Annotated in this window: 14 protein-coding genes and 5 tRNA genes; 6 read left to right on the top strand and 13 right to left on the bottom strand. The window is 41.0% G+C overall.

What is annotated here, in order from left to right:
• Positions 1 to 50: 50 nt before the first annotated feature.
• From L1068_RS16280 to L1068_RS16320, 9 genes are all read right to left on the bottom strand, one after another.
• Positions 51 to 2,786, bottom strand: coding sequence for a TonB-dependent receptor (locus tag L1068_RS16280; protein ID WP_237131093.1), 2,736 nt, complete (start codon positions 2,784 to 2,786; stop codon positions 51 to 53).
• 431 nt (positions 2,787 to 3,217) lie between these two features.
• Complete coding sequence (locus tag L1068_RS16285) at positions 3,218 to 6,337, bottom strand: efflux RND transporter permease subunit (RefSeq protein WP_237131094.1); 3,120 nt, start codon at positions 6,335 to 6,337, stop codon at positions 3,218 to 3,220.
• A complete protein-coding gene (locus L1068_RS16290; protein ID WP_237131095.1) occupies positions 6,334 to 7,638 on the bottom strand; it encodes an efflux RND transporter periplasmic adaptor subunit in 1,305 nt (434 codons plus the stop codon). Before L1068_RS16290 ends, L1068_RS16285 begins: the two co-directional genes overlap by 4 nt.
• Positions 7,628 to 9,043: an efflux transporter outer membrane subunit gene (locus tag L1068_RS16295; protein ID WP_237131096.1), complete on the bottom strand. Its 1,416-nt coding sequence runs from the start codon at positions 9,041 to 9,043 to the stop codon at positions 7,628 to 7,630. The genes L1068_RS16290 and L1068_RS16295 overlap by 11 nt, the downstream gene beginning before the upstream one ends.
• Before the next feature lie 620 nt (positions 9,044 to 9,663).
• Positions 9,664 to 9,739: transfer RNA gene (locus L1068_RS16300), tRNA-Phe, on the bottom strand.
• Between the two features lie 133 nt (positions 9,740 to 9,872).
• A tRNA-Thr gene (locus L1068_RS16305) sits at positions 9,873 to 9,948 on the bottom strand.
• 27 nt (positions 9,949 to 9,975) lie between these two features.
• Positions 9,976 to 10,051 (bottom strand) — tRNA-Phe (locus L1068_RS16310).
• A gap of 57 nt (positions 10,052 to 10,108) precedes the next feature.
• Positions 10,109 to 10,184 (bottom strand) — tRNA-Thr (locus L1068_RS16315).
• 27 nt (positions 10,185 to 10,211) lie between these two features.
• Positions 10,212 to 10,287 (bottom strand) — tRNA-Phe (locus tag L1068_RS16320).
• Between the two features lie 412 nt (positions 10,288 to 10,699).
• On the opposite strand from L1068_RS16320, the gene L1068_RS16325 reads away from it, so the two are divergent.
• Positions 10,700 to 13,453 carry a hybrid sensor histidine kinase/response regulator gene (locus L1068_RS16325; protein ID WP_237131097.1) on the top strand — a complete coding sequence of 918 codons (2,754 nt, stop codon included), beginning with the start codon at positions 10,700 to 10,702 and terminating at the stop codon, positions 13,451 to 13,453.
• A gap of 43 nt (positions 13,454 to 13,496) precedes the next feature.
• Here the strand turns inward: L1068_RS16325 and L1068_RS16330 are convergent, their stop codons facing one another.
• Both L1068_RS16330 and mutY read right to left on the bottom strand, forming a co-directional pair.
• The gene (locus tag L1068_RS16330; protein ID WP_237131098.1) at positions 13,497 to 13,769 is read right to left on the bottom strand and encodes an oxidative damage protection protein; all 273 of its coding nucleotides are present in this window, start codon (positions 13,767 to 13,769) and stop codon (positions 13,497 to 13,499) included.
• 31 nt (positions 13,770 to 13,800) lie between these two features.
• Positions 13,801 to 14,859, bottom strand: coding sequence for an A/G-specific adenine glycosylase (gene mutY, locus L1068_RS16335; protein ID WP_237131099.1), 1,059 nt, complete (start codon positions 14,857 to 14,859; stop codon positions 13,801 to 13,803).
• A gap of 163 nt (positions 14,860 to 15,022) precedes the next feature.
• Between mutY and trmB the strand changes: the two genes are divergently transcribed.
• Together trmB and L1068_RS16345 are read left to right on the top strand one after the other, a co-directional pair.
• Positions 15,023 to 15,748, top strand: coding sequence for a tRNA (guanosine(46)-N7)-methyltransferase TrmB (gene trmB, locus L1068_RS16340; RefSeq protein ID WP_237131100.1), 726 nt, complete (start codon positions 15,023 to 15,025; stop codon positions 15,746 to 15,748).
• A gap of 4 nt (positions 15,749 to 15,752) precedes the next feature.
• A complete protein-coding gene (locus L1068_RS16345; protein ID WP_237131101.1) occupies positions 15,753 to 16,775 on the top strand; it encodes a methyltransferase in 1,023 nt (340 codons plus the stop codon).
• Here L1068_RS16345 and L1068_RS16350 read toward each other — a convergent pair.
• Positions 16,757 to 17,215, bottom strand: coding sequence for a hypothetical protein (locus tag L1068_RS16350; protein ID WP_237131102.1), 459 nt, complete (start codon positions 17,213 to 17,215; stop codon positions 16,757 to 16,759). The genes L1068_RS16345 and L1068_RS16350 overlap by 19 nt on opposite strands.
• A 134-nt stretch (positions 17,216 to 17,349) precedes the next feature.
• On the opposite strand from L1068_RS16350, the gene L1068_RS16355 reads away from it, so the two are divergent.
• From L1068_RS16355 to arcA, 3 genes are all read left to right on the top strand, one after another.
• Positions 17,350 to 18,999: an ATP-binding protein gene (locus L1068_RS16355; protein ID WP_237131103.1), complete on the top strand. Its 1,650-nt coding sequence runs from the start codon at positions 17,350 to 17,352 to the stop codon at positions 18,997 to 18,999.
• Positions 18,999 to 19,508 carry a YfiR family protein gene (locus L1068_RS16360; RefSeq protein WP_237131104.1) on the top strand — a complete coding sequence of 170 codons (510 nt, stop codon included), beginning with the start codon at positions 18,999 to 19,001 and terminating at the stop codon, positions 19,506 to 19,508. The genes L1068_RS16355 and L1068_RS16360 overlap by 1 nt, the downstream gene beginning before the upstream one ends.
• A 421-nt stretch (positions 19,509 to 19,929) precedes the next feature.
• Positions 19,930 to 20,643, top strand: coding sequence for a two-component system response regulator ArcA (gene arcA, locus L1068_RS16365; RefSeq protein WP_237131105.1), 714 nt, complete (start codon positions 19,930 to 19,932; stop codon positions 20,641 to 20,643).
• 4 nt (positions 20,644 to 20,647) lie between these two features.
• Here the strand turns inward: arcA and L1068_RS16370 are convergent, their stop codons facing one another.
• On the bottom strand, positions 20,648 to 22,972 hold the full coding sequence (locus L1068_RS16370; protein WP_237131106.1) for an ATP-binding protein: 2,325 nt from the start codon (positions 22,970 to 22,972) through the stop codon (positions 20,648 to 20,650).
• Between the last annotated feature and the right edge of the window lie 41 nt (positions 22,973 to 23,013).

Consider the following 23,013-nt stretch of genomic DNA (forward strand, 5'->3'; position numbering starts at 1 on the left):
TTCACTAACTAACTCCAGGGAAATTAAGAGAGTTAATTATTAGGTTGATATTAGAAACGCTGCGTGTAGTTCAACGTAAATACGCGACCACGTACATCATAAAGCGATAACACAGGTTCACGCGGTGAACTGGTTTCGCGTGGCGTATCTTCATCAAGTACATTTAACGCAGCAATTGACACTGTTGCATCCCACGGCGCGTTATAGGTGTACGTTAAGTTGTGACCAGTAAACGAATCCAGCTCATTGGTAACTTGCTTTTCACCATTTTCATCAACATAAGCATTTTCTTGTGCAGAAATGTAGTATGAGTACAGGTTTACAGCGTGATCGCCAAGTGACCAAGTAATGTTAGCGTTGATTCTATCTTGTGGACGGTAAACATCACCAAGTTCATCTTCACCAAGCTCTACACCACCTTCTTCATTAATAAAGCTGGTTTTGTACGCCACCATGTGCGACCAATTTAGGTCAAAATCAAGTTCACCTGCAGCTTCAAAGTCAAACTTACCTGTTAGTGTCATATCAAGACCAGCACTTTCGCGTAAACCAGCGTTTGCTAATGGGCTAATAATTTCAGAAACATTGTCACCACGGTAAAGAATATCAACACCCGGTAAACGCGCTGAAATTGGTACGTTTTGGCCTTCAGTTTCCCAAATTTGAATTTGCATAATTTGCAGTAATTCATGGTCAATCGTATCTACACGACCTTCTACATCAAGCGTCCAGTAATCGGCTGAAAGAGACCAACCGTCTGAGAACTGCCAAACTACACCCAGGTTAGTGTTATCTGATTCTTCTGGCTCTAAGTCTGGGTTACCACCTGAACTTGCCCAGTAAGATGTACGATATTCACAATCACCAATACTAATGCCATCTTGGTAACAGCCAATAAAATCGACTTCGTTTTCAGCATAGCCACGCACTACATCGCTGTATAAATCGGTTAATAATGGTGCTTGGAAACCACTACCTATTGATGCGCGAAGTAATAGGCTATCGATTGGACGGTAGCTAATATTTGCTTGTGGATTAAATGTGCCACCAAAGTCGCTGTAATCGTCATAACGAGCGGCTAGTTTCACTTCCATGCCTTCAATAACAGGAATAGCAACCTCAGTAAATGCTGCAGAAACAGTACGTGAACCAACACCACCGCTACCGCCGTTACCGCCACTTACGTTACCCGCTTCAGCCTGACCATCGATTTTGCTGTAGTAAGTTTCACGGGTATGTGATGCACCAACATAAGTTGACAGTGCACCTGCCGGCAATTCTACGATATCAAATTGTAAACCACCGCGAACAGCTGTTTGTGTTGCACGTCGGAACTTATCAAAGTTAGCTGATACTGATGCTGGCGGACGAGATTCAGGGTCACGCGGATCCCAACCTTGCCATACACCGTCGTCATCAAAACCACCTACTGAACCTGAAAGCTGTGGCGTACTTGTGTAATTTGTGCCCCAAGTAAATGCATCATAGCGCGCATAGTTAGCACTTAAATCCCAGTAAATATCACCAAAGTTACCGTCAAAACCTACTGCTAAATCAAGCGAATTGTCATTGTGATCTGCAGTACGGTCGCCCGCTGAATTCATACGGTAGCCAAACCAACCGCCCGCTTCTACTGGCGTTAAGTTAAGTGTTGTACCATCTGATGTGGTAATTGTGCGTGCAGGTAATGCGTCATTTACTGGGAACCATGCAGGATCACCTGCCGAAACATCGACTGTGTTTTGGTTCATCCACATACCGCGAACAAACATGCTTGTATCTTCAGTTAATGAATAAGTGAAGTTAGCCATTACAGAGTCACGACGCGTTTCTGGTAAAACTTGTGCCGCTTGCGTCCAGTCGTAACCACAAATCGAGTAGCTCTCATCAGATAAACGCGTTAATGGACCGATAAATGTACCAGAACCTTGGCCGTTATATACATCACAGTTATTTTCTTGGTTTAGCGATTGCGTTACCCAACCGTTACTCCATTGCTCTAATGCGCGACCTGTTGGGCTAATACCATGCCAGTTATCAAGATAACGTGGATCTAACCCTTCCTCTTTAAGTTGCGCTTTAGCATAAGGTAAGTCAGCGTAAAGAACTTGCTCTTCTTTATAGTGCTCCCAAGCAAATACAAACGATGTTTTATCTGACGAACCACCCGCTGTAAACGTATAACGCTGCGAATCGCCGCTATCGATTGTGTCTGGCGTTTCAAGTTTTGCTGAGAACTCTGCACCTTCATAATCGCGTTTTAAAATTACGTTGATTACACCCGCTACGGCATCTGAACCGTAAACTGCCGATGCACCATCCGTTAGAATATCAATGCGCTGAATTGCCGCAGTTGGGATCATGTTTAAGTTTGCAGAGCCGCCCGTAACTGGTGATTTAGTCAGTCTAACGCCATCGATTAAAACCAAAGTTTGACGAGGATCGGCACCACGCAGTGCAACTTGCGCTTGCGAGCTCCACCCATTGTTTGATGCGCCACCAAATGAGCCAAAACTGTTTAGTGTTGAGTTACGTAAAACATCACTTACTGTTGAAAAGCCCGATAATTCCATATCGGCCGCAGTAATTGAAATAACCGGTGACGCCCCTTCCATATCAACGCGTTTAATACGCGAACCAGTAATTGCAATACGTTCTACTTGTTCTGCTGCTGCATCTTCTTCGGCAGCCATAAGTGCTGGTGCACCAAGCAGAAGTGAAGAAATCGTGAAAGGTAGTAATGCCTTTTTAAAGCCCGTTTGAGAACCCCATTTATTTGTTTTCATTATTTTACTCGCCATTTATAAAAATAATTTACGTACGTGTTACTGATGTGAGAGTTCGTAACACGCGTTAATTTATATAAAATATATTGTATACTTTCTACATAAATTAATACTTTTTTACACTTTTGTATACAAAATATTAATAAGAGGTTTATTGATTTGACTGCAATAGTATTTTTAATACTTATTTATCAGTGAGATAGAAAAAGGCATGTGACTAAATGTAATCACGAAAAATTTTTATCATAATAATAAAAAAGGAGCCGAAGCTCCTTTTTATAAATGGCGTTTTTGATTAACGAACCTATTGCAACAGGAACATCAACAGATTTAGTACCAACCAAATATGCGTAAAGTCTCAAATATAGCCATTCGAATGCGATAAATTTAAGTACACTCAGTACGCTATATTTAGTGCACTAGGTAACTCGCTACTTAAGCTCTGTTTGCTGATTTGTCTCGGTTAGTTTTGCATACCCCGTCTTTAACTTCTCAACAATTAAGTAATTTACTGGCACCAGAATTAGCGTAATTAACGTGGCAAAAATGATGCCGAAGCCAAGTGATACGGCCATTGGAATTAAAAACTGCGCTTGAGTTTGCTGTTCAAACAATAACGGCATTAAGCCACAGAACGTGGTAATACTTGTAAGCATTACTGGTCTAAAGCGCGATACACCTGCAGTTAACACGGCTTCCATAAGATCATGACCATCGTTTCGTCGTTTATTAATATAATCAACCAATACCAAGGAGTCGTTAACCACTACGCCAATTAACGCAAGCATACCGAGTAAACTCATAATGGTTAATTCCATTGCCATGATCCAATGGCCTAGCACCGCACCAATCATGCCAAAAGGAATTACACTCATTACAATAAGCGGTTGAATATACGATTTAAAAGGTATCGCTAACAGCGCATAAATGACAAAAAATACGAAGATTAGTGCCCACCCAAGCGAACTAAACGACTCGCGCTGCTCTTTTGCTTCACCTTCCAGTGAATGACGCTCACCAGGATACTTTGCAACTAAGCCATCTAAAAAGTCTTTTAGCTCTGCCTGCAACACGGTCATATTCGTATTGGCTTTTTCAATATCCGCGGTGATATTTACCGTACGGAAACGGTCAATACGATAAATGCTTGATGGGCTTTTACCCGGAGTTAATGTTGCCACATGATTTAACGGTACTTGACCACCGCTTGGCGTATCAATCAGCAACGCATTTAATGTAGTGAGTGAACTGCGCTCACTGAGTGGTAAACGCACCATTACGCGCACATCGTCTCTACCACGTTGAATACGCTGCACCTGAACACCGAAAAATGCATTTCGTACATGACGTGTTACATCCGTACGGGTTAAACCCAGCGCCTTACCCTGTGCAGTAAGCTCCAATTGTAACTCTTGCTTACCATCACTTAAGCTATCTGCGATGTCAAAAACGGTAGGGTACGTTGCCAAATGCTTTTTAACTTGGTCCGCCACTTCCTGCAAAGTAGTCAGTGACATGCCCGTTAGTTGCACATCTATTGGATCGCTTGAACGACCAATTTCGGCTCTAAATGTTAGCGTTTCGGCACCTGGAATTTGCCCGATTAAACCGCGCCACTCGGATACCAATTCGCGCGAGCCAATATCAAGGGCGCGAGATTCTGGTGGCGTTATTTCAAAACGCACACCACCGGTGTTTGTTGCGCCACCGCGTCCGCCCGTGGTAGCTAGTACATTTATAATAACACTCTCTCCGGTATCGGGATCGCGATACTTTTCTCGCAATACCTCTGCTTTATCAGCCATTAAGTCAATGTATTTTGCCGTCACGTTAAAAGGCGTACCTGTTGGTAAAGTGAGGTTTGCACGCACAGTTTCACTCGGAATTCGCGGAAAGAAAATAAATTTAGTCCAGCCGCTCATAATCAATGACAAAATAATAAAAAACACCGCCACAAATAAAGATAATGTGATGCCTTTATGACTCACCGCTTTATTTAGAAGAGGACGGTAGTATTTGAAAATTTTGCGTTCAAAGCCATCAGCAAAGTTCTGTTGAAACTGACTAAATTTGCTTACCTGCCCTTTTTCCTTACGCAATTTTAAGTACTTAAGGTGAGCCGGTAATACAAATTTAGATTCCACCAACGACATGAGCAGAACAGGGATCACAACAACCGGAATTTGTGCGAATAAAGCGCCACGAGCCCCATCAATAAATGCGAGCGGTAAAAACGCCGCTACTGTGGTTAAGATGCCAAACGTTACTGGTGTTGCAACTTCTTGTGTGCCTTTTATGGCCGCTTCCTCTCCGGACTCAGAGCCATTTAAGTGAGTATAAACATTCTCTCCGGTAACAATGGCATCATCAACAACAATACCAAGTACCAATATAAAGCCAAACAAACTCATAATATTAAGTGTGATACCAAAAAGTGGCATCGCTAAAAATGCGCCCATAAATGACACAGGAATACCAATAAATACCCAAAACGCAATTGCGGGACGTAAGAATAACGTCAATAAAGCAAGTACTAAAATGCCGCCTTGCATTGCATTTGAGGTTAATGTTGAAATACGATTTTTGACGATAACAGAGTCATCATCCCAGTAACTTAGCTCGTACCCTGCCGGTAATTTTCCTTGCTGACTTTGAATATAATCTTTTACTTTATCAGCCACATCAATCGCACTTTGGTCGCCAATGCGATACACCTCAATAAACGCAGCTTGTTTACCATTAAAGCGCGTACGAACGGGTGACTCTTCAAAGCCATCTTGAATATTAGCCACATCAGATAAACGGATCAGTGAGCCATCTGGCAAGCTCTTTACAATAATACTTGCAAATTCATCTTTGTAATACGCTTGCCCTTTTGAGCGCAGTAAAATATCACCGCCACTTGAGCGTAGATTACCTGCCGAAATATCAGCGCTTGAACGATCAATCGCATTACTAATATCAGCAATGCTTAATTGATATTGGCGCAGTTTATCTTGGCTTATTTCGACCGCAATTTCATAGTTCCGAACACCATCCAGTTCAAGTTGGGTTACGCCCGGAATACGTAATAAATCATCGCGAACCTTTTCGGCAAATTCACGGGTTTCTTTCTCTGAATAATTGCCCGACACAGTCACGTTAATCACATCGCGTTTGCGCTGGGCAAGAGATACTACTGGCTTTTCGGCATCACTTGGAAAGGTATTTATTGCATCTACGCGACTTTTTATGTCAGCCAGCATATCGCGAGGATCGTAACCTGAATCGACTTCGATTGTGACTGACGCCGAACCTTCAGAGGAGCGACTGCGGATTTCTTTAATGCCTTCCAAATCCTGCACCGCTTCTTCTATGCGAATAGTGATACCTTGCTCTACATCTTCCGGTGTTGCGCCGCGCAATGACATACTGACGCTAATGCGGTCGGTTTCAAACGACGGGAACACTTCAAGCGGTAATTGTGTTGTTAGCGAAAACAGGCCACCGATTAAAATGCTGATCATCAACAAGTTTGCGGCAACATGATTGCGAGTAAACCAGGCGATCATAGTGCTTTCTCCTGTTCACGCATGGCTTTACGTTCAGCTTTTAATTGCTCTACGGTAATTCCGCGCTGTTTTGCAATTTCTTTTAACTTAGTTACGCGTTGCTCTGAGTCGCGTTTTTTTGCTGGTGCTTCACCAATAACAGCAACACGTGTGCCACTACTTACTTGACCAAGCGGTGTTACTACCAAGCGCTCATTCGCCATTAAACCGGTCGCGACCAAACTCTCACTTTCGCCCTGCCAAGCAAGAGAGATATCTTTTCTTAGTAATTGATTTTCTTTATCCAACACATAAACGTAGCTACCTTGATAAATCGCGTTATTTGGAATGACTAAGGCGTTTGGAATTTCACGACCTTTAATAGTTGCACTAACATATTGGCCTATTTTCACTGGATTTTGTCCCGATACCGGCGTTGAGTAAGGGTCTTCAATTTGAGCAACTACATAAAGTTGTTGTGACGCATCATTAATTGCCCCTTCCGTTCTCACTAAGGTGCCTTGCCATGTTTGCTCGCCAATTAAATCAGAATTAAACGTAACAAGGCTATTTTGATTGGTTTTTTCACCACTTTGATACACTTCTGGCAAATTTATAAAGGCTAAATCTTTATTATTAATCGGTAATCGAATTTCGACTTTATCGGTGGCGAAAATCTCGGCAAGTTGGGTATTGTTTGACACCACCTGACCAATATCAACGTGCTTTTTAAGTACACGCCCAGAGAATGGCGCAACAATTTTTGTGCGCTCTAGCGCAAGCTGTGCTTTTTCAAGTTTTGCTTGCGCCGACAACACATTGGCATGCTGCGCGGCTAATTGCGGTTTACGCAACACTAAATCACTGGGTGCATCGCCACTTCCTAAACGCTGCCAATCAGCCAGCGCTTGTTTTCCTCTCGCCTGCTCTTCAACTAACGCTTGCTTTGCCGATAATAAACTGGCCTCTGCAATTTTTACTTCAGCAAGATAGTCGCGCTCATCAATGCTGAGTAACATTTGACCCTTTTCAAAAAAGCCACCATCGCGCAAGCTATCGCTGATAAAGCTGATTTCGCCTGACACTTGTGCCACCAAAACACTTTGCGTGCGCGGTTTTACAATACCATAGCTTGCTACCTGTACTCGGTAAGAACGCGGTTCAATAGTCTTTGCATCAACAATAAGCTGCGCTTGTTTAGCGCCACCAAAACGCTTTGCTTTGGGTGGATTTTTAAAAATAACACTGACGATAATGCCCGCCAAAATCAAAATTAAAACTGGCATTACAAAACGTGGGAATCGTGTTTTATTAATTGGCATTAGCGTTTTCCTTTATTTCTGCGACGTTAAAATCGCCACCGAGTGCAACATGTAAGTCAACACGGTTTGCTATCAGTAAATTTTTTATTGTTATTAAGCTACTTTGTGCGTCAAAAGAACGCTTCTGCGCATCAAGTACCGTGGTATAACTCACCAAACCTTTCAAGTACTGCTCAAATGATAAGGTTTCAGCAAGCTTAGCGTTATTAGCAGCGAGCAAAGTTGATTCGTACCTTTGCTGCAAATTACGCTCAGCTGAAATGCCATTTTCAACACTTTGGAATGCTAAATAGAGAGTATCTAAATAGCTAAGTTCTTGTTTATTAAGTTCAAGCAATGCTTTTTCTTCGTTGGCTTGTAAGCGGCCCGCATTAAATAATGGCGCAGTAAGTGACCCCGCCAACGACCACGCAACATTACCACCAGCCAGCAAATCACTGATATCACTGCTATCTGGCCCAATGCTGCCGGTCAGTTTTAAACTAGGGAAACGCTGTTTATGGGCATAGGCAAGCGCCGCATCTTTTGCCAGCAAACTGTACCAACTTGCAATAAGCGATGGCTTTCGAGTGATTAACTCTGACGGCATACCAAGTGGAATATCTGATGTTAATAACGGCAGCTCAGCAGTCACCGAAAGTAAACCTGATGGGTAGTCACCAAGCAGCAACTCTAAATCCCTAATGCGCTCTACTTGCGTATTTTGCTGCGCAACTAAGCGAGATTTTTCGTTGTTAAGTTCGTTACGTGTTAAGTACACATCCAGTGCGTCATTGAGTCCTTGGCGGTACCCCGACTCAATGATCTCTAAATTTTGTTGCGCAAGCACAAGCCGTTCGTTTAGAAGTGCAACTTGATTATTTGCCTCAATTACGCCAAACCAGGCTTTAACGACAGCAGCAATTAATGCTTGTTTTTGCGATAAGTAATCGGCCTCTAATGCCATCACATTTAAATTAGCATTTCGCTCTTTTGCCGATAGTTTTCCCCAAACATCTAATTCATAAGATAAATTTAGGTCTAGCCCATTACCATTGGAGTAGCTGTCTGTGGTTGGATTATAGCGGCGATTACTTGCAAGCGATAAATCAAGTGTTGGCCATAAATCACTACCAGTCACGATAAGTTGTTGCTTCGAAACGGCAATATCTAATGCCTTTTGCTGCAAACTGCGGTTATTCACAAGTGCTTTTTCAACCAACTCGAACGCTTGCGTATTTTGCAATTCGTTCAACCAATTACCTTTCACAGCCAAGTATTGGCTTTGCGCCTGCCATGCTTCGGGGGTATTTATGTTAGCCCGATAATCTGACGTTATTTTATTTGTTGTATTACAGCCAGCTAATGTTATCAGTAAACCTACAGCGAGATTTACTTTGAAAAGCGGCTTCAACCTGTTGCCCATGGTGTCTTCTCACTAGAGAATAAATATCTTCAATATCATAGTTTAGTAATTGTCTAAGAAGTGTCTCAATAAACTTTACATAGACTTACATTCATTGCTAATACAGAAACACCTGCCAATAAGATCATTATGGCTAACCGTCAAAACTTAATCGAGTACGAGAAAAGCAAATGGAGAATTGAACTAGTCGCCAATAGATAAAAGAGATTAAAGTCAATTTAAAACAGTCACTTACAAAGACATAAGTTAAAAGAAAAAATAAATACAGATAGGAACTTAAAATAAGTGGTACTCAGCAATTGAGGCGGACACAATTGTCAGGAACAATTTTGAACATGCGCAGCATGGCTTGGAAAATACAAGGAGGTATTTTCTCATCGAACTCGTACCAATTTTATTAACTACTTTGTCATTCTAGCGAGTTAAACGCCTCATTAACTGCGTTAAAAAATTCTTATGTAGAACAACTACATGTTAAATTTTTCGCCTTGTTTATGAACCGTTTCTCTGTCGCAATAAGTGACCTATCAATTAATGCAATTGGTATAATGAGATTTCGCCAAACACGAAATTTCAGACATAAAAAAACCCCGACCTAAAGGTCAGGGTTTCAGAATAAGTGGTGCCCAGAGGCGGAATCGAACCACCGACACGAGGATTTTCAATCCTCTGCTCTACCGACTGAGCTATCTGGGCGCTTTAATTGTATAAAAAATCAAAATAAGGATTTTCAATACAAATCCAAATTACTCTATCAAAGAACTATTTGGATACTTTAATGCATTAGCTGTTTTAGTACTGCTAAAGTACACTCTTGCGAGTAAATAAATGGTGCCTGCTGCCGGAGTCGAACTGGCGACCTACTGATTACAAGTCAGTTGCTCTACCAACTGAGCTAAGCAGGCACACTAAAACTGGTCATCTTTAAAAGATGGTGCCCAGAGGCGGAATCGAACCACCGACACGAGGATTTTCAATCCTCTGCTCTACCGACTGAGCTATCTGGGCGCTTTAATGCATTAGCTATTTTAGCACTGCTAAAGTACACTCTTACGAGCAAATAAATGGTGCCTGCTGCCGGAGTCGAACTGGCGACCTACTGATTACAAGTCAGTTGCTCTACCAACTGAGCTAAGCAGGCACACTAAAACTGGTCATCTTTAAAAGATGGTGCCCAGAGGCGGAATCGAACCACCGACACGAGGATTTTCAATCCTCTGCTCTACCGACTGAGCTATCTGGGCTTTTTAATTCGGTAAAATAGAAAACCTAAAAAGGATTTTCAATGCTATTCCAAATTGCTCTACCGACTGAGCTACTTGGGCATTACGTAAAACTAATTTTACTAAACATTTGAGCGCTACTTGCATCTTGCTTTTGCGTTCTGCCTGTCTGGGCGTGCGGCGTATTAAACGGGTTTTACCGCTTCAAGTCAACACTTTTTTCAACATTCATTTTCGTTTGCACACTTATCCGCCAAATTGAACACAAACAAAGCACTACAAATGAATTCACTTTGCTAAGTTCGTATGTAATAGTAAGATTTATCGGTATTTTGTACTAGTAATTGGGTCAAGAACATAATTTTTTGGCCTTGTACAAATAAAGCAACAATAATATCCAAAGAAGCCCCTATAACTGGAGTAAGGTTTTAAAATGCTTACTAACAAGTTTTTATCGCTAAAAGCTATTCATACAATTAATGCCACTGTTTTTATAATTTTTGCCGCATCGTTATATATGGCAATAAACAGCTTTTCCAAAATACAAACTAACGAACCACAACTCTCCAGCTACACCAAACTCGATATTCAAACCATTGCAGATAAAGTCGATAGACCATTGGTTGATGCCATCACCCGATTTGGTTTTAATAATGCGATTCAAATTCTTCATTCTCTAAAATCCGTAGATAAAGGAATTGATTACTACCTTTACAACTTAAAACGTGACGAGTTACAGCTAATCAGTAAAACTGGTGGCAACTTTTCAAACCCTGAAAACAAAACCGCCGCAATCGAAACAGATAACGCCATTACCGTAAGCCAAAAATTAACCCTTGCAGGAAAGAACCATGGCTTACTTGTTATCGAATACAAAAAACCATCACAAATCATAAATACCGTTACTTCGCCAACCGCAGCATACCTTTGGACAGCATTAGCTATTTTAAGCGGCATTTTTTGTTTTACCTTTTTACCGACCGCACTTTCACGAAAAATCATCTCGAATACAGAAAAGCTAGATAAAGAAATTAGCGTCATTACTGAAAAAGGTGATTATCAACTTCGCGTCGATACAAATATCGGGTTAGGTCTTGCCCCCACTGCTGAGCGCGTTAACTTGCTACTTGATGCGGTAAACAAGAGCGAGCAATTACATATAAAGGCTGAAAACGATTTACAAGACTTACAATCTAGCCTTGAGCATCAGGTAGTTGCGCGCACCCAAGAACTAGAAAAAGCAATTAAAGTTGCTGAGCGTGCAAGCGAAGCTAAAACAACGTTTCTCGCAACCATGAGCCACGAAATACGTACACCAATGAATGGTGTCATTGGCACCATTGATTTATTACGCAATACAACCTTAACGGGCTCTCAGCACAGGCTTAGTAGCATTATTCGTGAATCTGCTTTTTCGCTGTTAGGAATTTTGGACGACATTTTAGACTTTTCTAAAATTGAAGCTGGCAAACTAACGGTTGAAAACAAACCATTTAGTGTTGTTAATGTTGTTGAAGAAGTTGCAAAAGTAATGAGCTCTATCGCACACAAGAGTGATTTGGAACTTTCGTTATTTATCGACCCTGAAATCCCAGAATCTGTGCTTGGTGATGCCGTGCGCGTGCGCCAAGTAATATATAACCTGTGTTCAAACGCAATTAAATTCACGCAAACAAATAGTGATATGCAAGGACAAGTGTCTATTGAAGCCAAACTTGCCTCAAATAGCCATGATTTCGATACTATCGATTTTATTATTAGCGATAACGGTAAAGGCATGGATAAAACGCAACTTGCGCGTATTTTCCAACCCTTTAGCCAAGCTGAAGAGAGCATCACTCGTGAATATGGCGGTACTGGCTTAGGCCTTTCAATTTGTAAAAGCTTAACGGAATTAATGTACGGCACCATTCGCGTTAGTTCTGAGCTTGGTCTTGGCAGTGAGTTTATTGTGAGCATTCCTTTCACCAAAGATTCAGAAGCGAAAAAAGGTAACCGCGGACGTTTACAAAAGCGTCAAATTGCACTCTTTAGCCCAACAGACATTAATAAGCAGCGCTTACAATCTTACCTAAGCTATTTAGGGGCACAGGTAACACCGTTCAATCAAATATCTGATGAGCTTGCCGAATGGCAAACTAAACAGGGTCTGATCTGGGTGCTTGATGGCACACATGACATGGATGAAGCAAATAAGCTGCTACGTAAAATTGCCTACAACTTAGAAGAGCATAAACAGCAAGCAATTGTTTTAGGCCGCTTAACCGAAGCCAAACTAAATTTAAACAACCTATTTTACCTTTCAGCAATGCCGCTGTGTAAAACAGCCTTTTTTAATTCATTGTTAATTGCTGCTGGGTTGCAGTCTCCTAAAGTTATTAATACTAAAAAACAAATTAGCCCGTTAACGAATCACCAAAGCAAAGGGCATTGCCAAGTATTATTAGTTGAAGATAATTTAATGAACCAACAAGTGATTTGCGACCAGCTTAACTTACTTGGTTACAGTGTAGATATTGCTTCGAATGGTGAAGAAGGTTTTGACATGTGGAAAAACGGCCAGTACGAGTTTGTATTAACCGATTTACATATGCCTAAAATGTCTGGTTATGATTTAGCGCGTAAAATTAGACAAGAGTCTCCGTATCGTAAAGACCTAAAAACTGCGACTACCATAGTTGCAGTTACTGCTAATGCCCTAAAAGGTGAGCGAGAAAAGTGTATTGAAGGCGGCATGAACGACTACATTACTAAACCAGTTGAGCTAAATGTACTTGAAGAGCTAATGGATAAATGGCTTCCGCAAGGACAAGCACAAACCACTGCCACACCTATTTTAATTGAAAAGTTAATCAGTTATGTTGGAAATGATGTACAGCAACATCAACATTATTTAGATATGTTTGCTAAACACGGGCAAGATCTCGCGTTTGATATTTCACGTGCGTTAAAACAAGAAGATGTAGAGCAAGCAGGTAAGCTCGCACATCAATTAAAATCAACAGCACAAACCATTGGCGCAGTGAGCGTTGCCAATGCAGCTCAAGCGATTGAAACACTTGTTAATCAAGAAAGAGACATCGCTAGCGTAACCTTAACACATTACGCTGATGAGCTTGAACGCAGCTTCTTTGAAGCGAATGAGTTTATCCATGACTATTTGAAAAATAGCCTGAATAACGAATAAAAGCAGCGAACAAAAATCAAAAAAGGCGCCAATTGGCGCCTTTTTATTTTTCTACCGGTTTGTAACCTTCAATTTCAACATCTTTGTTTTCAAACAAGAAGCCAACCATTTGCTCCTCTAAAAACCCACGATGTTCTGGGTCCATCATATTCAGATGTTTTTCATTAATTAGCATAGTTTGCTTGTGTTGCCACTGAGCCCATGCTTCTTTGCTAATGTTATTAAAGATGCGTTCACCCACATCACCTGGGTAAAGTTGAAAATCTAAGCCATCTGCTTCTTTTTGTAGCTTTTGACAAAAAACGGTACGTGTCATAATCAATCTCACTGTAAACTTTGTTTTCAGTTTACCCTTTTCTGGTTAAAGTTTTAATTATTTTCTTTGTAGGCGTAGCAAGCCCCACTTCTTGTGGCTGCGTTAAGTTATACGCCAAAACCTCTTTTTCAGCGACATTCAATGGCAGCTTAGTAACGTCAATCACAACAGGTGTAATCATTAAATTAAAATGACTAAACATATGTTTAAACTCATCTAGATATGTTTTTTCACCTGCCAACCCATTGCTTAACAACCAATTTTCTAATTCACTTTCGTTAGCAAATTCAAAAAAGCCAAATAGCCCACCCCAAATACCCGATGATGGACGCTTTTCCATTAGCACTTGGTTATTTACTTTAACAATTGCCATTAGGCAGGACTTAGTTGGATTTGTTTTTTTCGGTTTTGGGTTCGGGAACTCTTTTACGCGTTCCGCATTATGTGCGCCACATTTATCAACTAATGGGCAAGGGTCGCAATCAAACTTGGTACGAGAGCAAAGACTGGCTCCTAAGTCCATCATCGCCTGATTAAACTCAACAACATTGCCTTTTGGTGTCACTTGATCTGAAAGCTGCCACAATAAGGTTTCTACTTTCTTTTCACCATACCAACCTGACACCATAAAAAAGCGCGCCAATACGCGCTTAACATTGCCATCTAAAATCGGATGATGTTGGCCAAGTGATAGTGACAAAATAGCGCCCGCAGTAGAACGGCCAATGCCTGGCAATGCAATAACTTCATCAATTTTTTCTGGAAATTGCCCGTTGTATTTCTCAACAATAATCTTTGCAGCTTTATGCAAGTTGCGAGCACGTGCGTAATATCCTAAACCAGTCCAATGATGTAGTACTTGATCTTCGTCTGCTTGCGCTAAATCCTGCACTGTAGGAAAGCTTGCCATAAAGCGTTCGAAATATGGAATAACCGTTATCACTTGGGTTTGCTGCAGCATAATTTCCGACACCCATACTTTATATGGCGTTTTGCCGAGTTGCCATGGCAGCGTTTTTCGACCATATAAGTGATACCATTCAACCACTTGGTTAGAAAACCACTCTCTTTCTTTCTTTTCTATTTTCACGCACGACCCTAAATAGATTTCATCAAAATCGTCGCCAGTCTATAAAGGCAAACTGAAAATTCAAGGAATTGTTGCTATTTATTATAAAAAAGGCGTTCGATTACTTGAGCTAAAAGCAAGTTGCGGGGATAATACGCCACCAAATTTTCAACGTCGGTGAGATATGAGCGATACATCTAAAACTGCTTTAGAGCAAGCAGAACAAGAAGGTAAATACATTCGTAAAGTTCGCAGCTTTGTAAAACGCGAAGGTCGTTTAACCAAAGGGCAAGCGAAAGCACTTGAAGATAACTGGACGACTATGGGATTAAACCACCAAGACGGCCTGCTTGATTTCACCAAAGTGTTTGGCAATGACAACCCAGTTGTGCTTGAGATTGGCTTTGGTATGGGTAAGTCTTTAGTTGAAATGGCAAAAAATGCGCCAGATACAAACTTTATCGGTATTGAAGTTCACCGCCCAGGTGTAGGTGCATGTTTAATGGATGCAAGCGAAGCCGGCGTAACAAACTTGCGTGTTTATGAGCACGATGCAGTTGAAGTACTTGCCGACTGTATTGCCGATGGTTCACTCGCTAAGTTACAGTTATTTTTCCCTGATCCATGGCATAAAAAGCGCCACCACAAACGTCGTATTGTGCAACCTGAATTCGTTGAAAACCTGCGCAGCAAACTTAAAATCGGTGGTGTTTTCCACATGGCAACTGACTGGGAAAACTACGCTGAGCACATGTTAGAAGTGATGACTGCGGCTGAAAAGTTCCAAAATCAATCAGAAACTAACGATTACGTACCGCGTCCGGACGACCGTCCATTGACTAAATTCGAACAGCGCGGCCACCGATTAGGCCATGGTGTTTGGGACTTAATGTTCGAAAGAAAGGTATAACACTATGCTATCAGCTGCCAGCCAAGTATTAATTCGCAATCAAGAATACTTAGAAGCCGAATCTGTTTTATTAGTAAACCATGTAAACGATGGCTTTGCTGAGCAGCTGTGCGACCTGTACCCGAACGCATCTGTCACCGGGTTTACCAGCATATTGACCAACAGAACCCAATTTCAAAACGATAATTTTGAACAAATAATTGCAGCTAGCTTGCCTAAAAAGCAATTCGATTTGGTAATTTTTTACTATCCGAAAGCAAAAGCTGAAGCGCAAATGTTGCTTGATAACATTCGTGCTATCAGTACAGAGTCAACACGCTTATTGGTAGTTGGTGAAAACAAAGGTGGTGTTAAGTCTGTTGTAAAACAACTTAAAGCAGATGCGCAATTTTCCCGTAAAGTCGACTCTGCTCGTCATTGCAGTTTGTTTCAGTTCACAGGTTTAACCGTTAACCCTGATTTCCAAATAGCCAGCTACGCAAAACAGTTTGAAATCAATGTTGCGGGAACACCGCTTAGCTTAGTAACTTTACCTGGCGTATTTAGCCACGGCGAACTTGATAAAGGTACAGAGTTGCTGCTTGAAACAATTAAGCTAAACAAGCCTAAAACACTTCTAGACTTTGCAACCGGCTGTGGTGTTATTTCTACATTTTTAGCCAAGCATTATGCTGAATGTAAGATTATTGCATCAGACGTAAGTGCACTTGCATTGGCAGCTGCAGAGCTGACCTTTGCCAAAAATGGGGTACATGCAGAATTAAAACTGGCTGATGGTATTTCATCAATTGATGCAAAATTTGACTATATTGCCTCTAATCCACCATTTCATACAGGTCTTTCAACTAACTACGACATCACCCAACTGTTTATCGCAGATGCAAAAAAGCGTTTAAATAAACGCGGTGAATTGCTTATTGTTGCTAACAGCTTTTTACCCTATGCCGATGCATTGCGTGATGAGTTTGGTGACTTCAGCAAACTAAAAGACAACAAAAAATTCACGATTTATTCAGCAATTGCCTGATTACTAGCATAGATTAACTGCCTTTTCGGCACAGCAACCAAATATTCTTTTACGTTGCCAAGCGTTTTTGGAAAATAGCGTTTATTTGTCGCACATAAGGTAAGTTTGCGATTTTTCACAATATAAAACGCCTTTTGCTTAGCGAGTCTTGCAAAGGCATACGCATCGTTTGTATTACTTACATAAAAAGCAAAAGTTAATTCGCGATAGCACATATTCTCTGAGCCGCCCCAAAGGGTTTGAAACTGAACTCCTCGCTTTCTAAGTAGCGCAGCAACAAAGGCCGCTAGTTTGCGATTTTGCATGGCTGAGCAGGTTTTTCCGTGCGCATTCCAAACACTCAAAACGACTAAAACACGGTTAGACCGCAAGTCGAGCGAAAACTGACTAAATCTCGCTGTTTGATATATTTGCCACAATGCCAAACTGTTATTTTCCATAACCTTATTGATTATCCACCAAATTAACGTCTAAACTTGCAATAGCGCCAATTTATATTCTTGCGTATTTAATAAATTTGCTTAACGTGATGGCGCTCAGTAATATAAAATTAACCCTGAAAACTTAATGCCATATGCAAAATAATCATAAAACAATAACAATTAGAAAGGCGTTAAGCCGTGCGGTGATTGTCATCACCTCTTTAAGCATATTGCTTTCGGTTATCGTAAGTACAGTATTAGACGTCTCTAATCAGAAAAAGAATCTGATTGAAGAGCTAAATACGATTGCCGGCATTATCTCTTTTAATGCTTATGTGCCTGTAGTATTTCTCGATCAAGACGAAATGCAAAAGCAGTTAAAAGCCTATGAAAAGATTGATTACATTAAAAACATTCACATTTATCAAGTGGATGAGTTTAGTGGTGCAATCTCACTTTTCGCAACCTACAACACTGGTGAAAACCCTCCTATAGCTTCAAAAGTCAAAAAGCTCACTAACCGAGTAAGCTCAAATATCGATGGCGATAATATTGAAGTAATTTACCCAATTAGAACCGATGACAACGATAATGTAATTAGTGCTAACCCTAAAATTGACGGTTATGTGTATATACTGGGAACCGATGCGCCGATTCAAGAAGCGCTAAAAAATAGAATTTCAGTTGATGTTGTTGTCGGCGTTGTAATTTTACTTTCTGTATTACTGATAACGCTCACCTTTCAGCGTCGTTTTTCACGTCCGATTGAAGCACTCAGTACAGTGGTTAAAGATGTCTCAAAAAACAAAAATTACGATGTCATTGTACCTACTGCCAAAATTACTGAGCTTGATTTGTTGGCTAAGAGCATCAATACCTTATTTGCCAGAACGCTAGCGCAGTTAGAACGTCAGAAAAAAGATGAGCAAGAAATAAGACTGTTAAACCAAAACCTTGAACAGAAAGTTAACCAGCGTACTGAGGCCTTAAAGGAGGCCAACCAAGAACTGCTCAGCACGCTTGAGCGAATGCACCAGTACCAAACAAAAATTGTCGAAAACGAAAAAATGGCATCGCTTGGGCAAATGGTTGCTGGCGTTGCACACGAAGTAAATACCCCGCTTGGATTGGGTATTACTGGCTCTACTTTGCTAAAAGACAAACTTGAAGAGCTTAGAGTTAATTTCGAAAATAAAACCCTTACGTCATCTCATATGAGCCGCTTTATTGAAGATGGTGTTGAAAACTTAGATTTGATTTACCGTAATTTAAATCGCGCTGCTGAACTGGTTTCAAGCTTTAAGCAACTTGCTGTTACCCACGAAACGCAAGAAGATAAATTAATCCACCTTCACGATTTTATTAATCAGGTCATTACTACACTTAGCAGTGAATTAACCAAATTCCCACACCAGGTAAGTATTGAAGGTGATACACACCTTGAAATTTGGACAAAGCCGCCAATTATTCAGCAAATTATTGAAAATCTGATTAGCAATAGTTTAATCCATGCATTTGGCCCCGAGCAGCAAGGTAATATTGTCATAACGGTATCGGCAAACGAACATGCTACGATAATTGACTACCAAGACGATGGTCATGGTGTGCCAATTAGTATTCGCAATCGTATTTTCGACCCGTTTGTTACAACACGCCGTGGCGAAGGTGGCAGTGGCCTTGGTTTGCATTTAGTTTATAACTTGGTAACCCAAGCGCTTGATGGCAGTATTAAACTCGATACCGAAGTACAAACTGGTGCGCATTTCGTAATTGAATTACCAATCAAACAAGGAGTTCAGTAATGCGTTTACTACTGCTTGTTATTATTGGATTATTCAGCTCATTTGTATCAGCCAAAACCGCGGAGCAATTGCGGGCGGCCTACTTAATGCAAATTCCTTCTTTCGTACGCTACACAGATCCAAATCATAAACCTTACGAAATAACTTTTTGTTTTGCTGAACAATTAGGCCCTGTTGGTGAATTGATCAATGCGCAACAGCAGGTGCTACGTCAAAGGCTTAACTTTTCCCTGCAGGTTATTGACACCTTAGATTTAGATAAACTAAAACAGTGCTCGTATTTATACTTATCAAAAGACATTAAAAATACCGACCGCTATTTAGAGAAAATAACGAATCACACAATTACCGTTGGCGAACAAGAATCAACGTTAAGCGCAGGCGCCCTGATGGCATTAGTGCAAGAACAAAAGAAAATACGTATGCACATAAACCAAACCAAGTTAGACGAAAACATCATTAGTTTTAATGCACGTTTATTGGCATTAGCAAAAGTAGCATCTTATTAAATAACCTGAGTGTGTGATAACAAGTTGCATTCTGGTTTTTAGTTAGACTTATTAGCGCGATCAATTTATGTGCAACAAACTCGTGTTAACGTCAAGCGATAAATCAACACAAAAACGCAGCATTTTAATTCTGTTAAACGCGCTTATTTAAGCGAGCACTCGACTAATGTCTATGTTTGAGAACGATGCAATGCTTGGTTATGACATGGCAAATAGTGCGCATAATTTATCAAGCAATACGCTAAAAATCCGCATCATAAACCTTAACTTCGACAAATTATTGCAAAATCCCCCCTAAGCTCACAAATGTACCCTTTCACTAGTCGTGAAAACTTGTTTACTAATGTGTTAGCCCCTATAATCCTAAAATGTAAGTAGTTACTGAAAATAATTTTAATTTACCTATAAGGGTTAAATAAGAATGCAAACGCCTGTGATTTTAATCGTCGAAGATGAAGACGTAACTAGGTTAAATCTTGTCAGCTTATTTGAAGCTGAGGGCTACAAAGTGCTAGAAGCCATTGACGGTGAAGAAATGCACGAGCGTATTTCACAAAATGATGATATTAACTTGGTGATCATGGACATCAATCTGCCAGGGAAAAACGGCTTAATCTTAGCACGCGAAATTCGTCAGCAACGTAATATTGGTCTTATCTTTTTAACTGGTCGTGACAACGACGTAGATCGTATTCTTGGTCTAGAAATTGGTGCAGACGATTACATTACCAAACCATTCAACCCACGCGAGTTGACAATTCGTGCACGTAACCTTTTAACGCGCACTAACTCAAATGGCGACGAAATCGAAAGCAATAGTTCTGGCCTTCTTACCTTTAATGGCTGGGAACTTGATGAAAATAGCCGTTGTTTAACTTCGCCAACAGGTGACGTTAAGCGCTTACCTAAAGGTGAATATCGCGCATTACGTTTAATGCTTGACGCTCCGGGTCGTATCTTTAGCCGCGATCAGCTAATCAAGCACATGACAGGCCGTGAATTACGCGCTAATGACAGAACAGTAGATGTAACGATTCGCCGTATTCGTAAGCATTTCGAAAGCGAAGCAAACACACCAGAGCTTATCAGCACAATTCATGGTGAAGGTTACCGCTTTATTGGTAAGATTGACTAATTAGTTAATCAGCTAAATCCAATACTTGATGAAGGGCTTTAAGCCCTTTTTCTATATCTGAAACTAATTCAATCAACCACTGTGCTAATTGGCTATCCTCAGCAGTTTCAGCATTGTCTTCCATTCGCTTCGCGAGCTGTTGCACTACTTTTAAAGCCACTGAGCCTGCCGCACCTTTTAGTTTATGAGCAACTGATTTGTATTCACTGTATTGCTTATGCTCAAGGGCTTGTTCCAGCTCTTTTAAGTAATTTGGCCATAGCTTTTCAAACAACTGCACACCACGTAAGAAAGACTGAGCGCCCATAGACTCAACAAAATCTTCTAATGTTTCAACATCCAGTAATTCACTATCCTGTGTTGTAATCAGCGTAGATTTTTTATCGAAACTCTTGTCTTCTAATTCAACCTCTTTGGTTGAATGAGGGAATAATTCTGCAAGTACTCCATCAAGCTTTCGTGTATTAATCGGCTTAGCCAATGATCCTTGCATAGTAACGCCTGCTAAATCTTCCTCAGCGCGGCGCACGTTTGCGGTTAATGCAACTAATGGTAAATGGTCAAACTCTTCACGTGAACGCACAATTCGCGCCACTTGGTCGCCATTGATGTCGGGCAATTGCATATCGAGCAGCACTAAATCTAGATCATCTTCGGTTTCAATAAACGAAAGTGCATCTTCACCTGTTTCCGCCCAAATCACATCGTGACCACGCTGCTCTAGCAAGTTAATTGCGATATCTGCGTTAAGCGGCACATCTTCTACTAATAATATATTTAGTGGGCGCCCATCATAAACTTGTTGCACTGGCTGCTCGGTTAATAACAATGGAATTTCAATACTAAAGGTACTGCCCTCTCCCTCATTACTATCAACATGGATATCGCCTTCCATAGCCAAAATAAGTGCACGTGACACCGCTAAGCCAATTCCAGAGCCAAGTGCGTTGCCTCCTGATAAATCAGGCACCTTATAGTATAAATCGAAGATTCGGCTTAACTCATCCTTGGCGATACCAATACCTGTGTCGCTCACACTAATTTCGAGATAAGATGTGTTACCGCGATAGACGCGTTTACAATCGAGTGTGACGGTTCCTTGCTGCGTAAACTTCACCGCATTATTAATAAGATTCCACAATACCTGGCGTAAACGGGTCGGGTCGATTTCCACATGTACATCAAACACGCCGTCTTGGTGTACTTTAAATTCAAGATCTTTCTGTTGTGCGATTAAGCCGCCAAAATTAAAGATGTCATTGAGAAAATCAGCAAGATTGACGCTCTCACATGCAATGTCTAATTGCTCTCGGTCCACCTTATCAAGGTCGATTATGTCGTTGAATATATTGCCAAGGGTTTCTGCACTCGAAAATACTGTGTTACACCAGCTGCGCTGATCATCGTTTAACTCGGTATCAAGTAGCATGCGAGTTAAACCAACAATACCGTTAAGTGGTGTACGTAACTCATGGCTCAGGGTTGCAATAAATTTACCCTTGTCTTTATATGCAGTTTCGAGATCTTGCTCTGCGCGCTTACGCGAAGTGATATCTCGACCAAAACCCAGCAGGCCTATGTATTCGTTATTTGGATTAAAGAACGGTACCTTACGCATTTCAAACCAGCGTAATTCTTTATTAACTTGGCAACTTACATCTAGCGTGACAGAAACATGGTTTTGCTGAACTTCGTTATCGGTGTTAAGTACCGATGGTGTTAACCCTTTGCCAAAAATATCATCCGCGCGACGTCCAATAAGTTGTTCTGACGACAACCCCATCACCTCTTCAAACATTCTGTTGCAACCAGCAAAGCGGCCTGAGTTATCGCGGTAATAAAATAAGTCGGGAGATGAGTCCACAATTGAGCGCAACAGCACTTCTTGCTCATCTAGCTCTTGTTGTGTCCGTTTACGTTCAGCAATTTCTCGGCGCAACTCTTCAATCGCTCGGCGCTTTGCTTGGAATGCCAATTTCCTGTCGTCAATTTCATTATTTAAACGACGAATGTTTTCTTTTAGGCTTTGGTTGAGCAGCTTTTCTTGTTTGGTAGCACTTTCAATATAGTGATTGGAAGCACTCAATTGATGGTTAATATCAAAAATAGAAATGATAAATAATGGCGCTAGAATTGAAGCAAATACCAACATGCCCACAACTTCTAACCAAGGCACTTCGCCTAACGAGATATAGTAATAAGTGCAGGCTACCGCTAACGCAATTAATTGAATTAAAACAAAAATGACCGCCCCAGCTTTACCTGTGCCAAGGCGGTCAATTAATCGGTTAAGGGCGATTACCCAAAAGCTTGAAAGTGAGCTATTCATAATATGTAACTATAGTTCAAGTTATAGCTCACCACGCAAAG

The sequence above is a fragment of the Pseudoalteromonas sp. MMG024 genome, assembly GCF_021654175.1.
Taxonomy (GTDB): domain Bacteria; phylum Pseudomonadota; class Gammaproteobacteria; order Enterobacterales; family Alteromonadaceae; genus Pseudoalteromonas.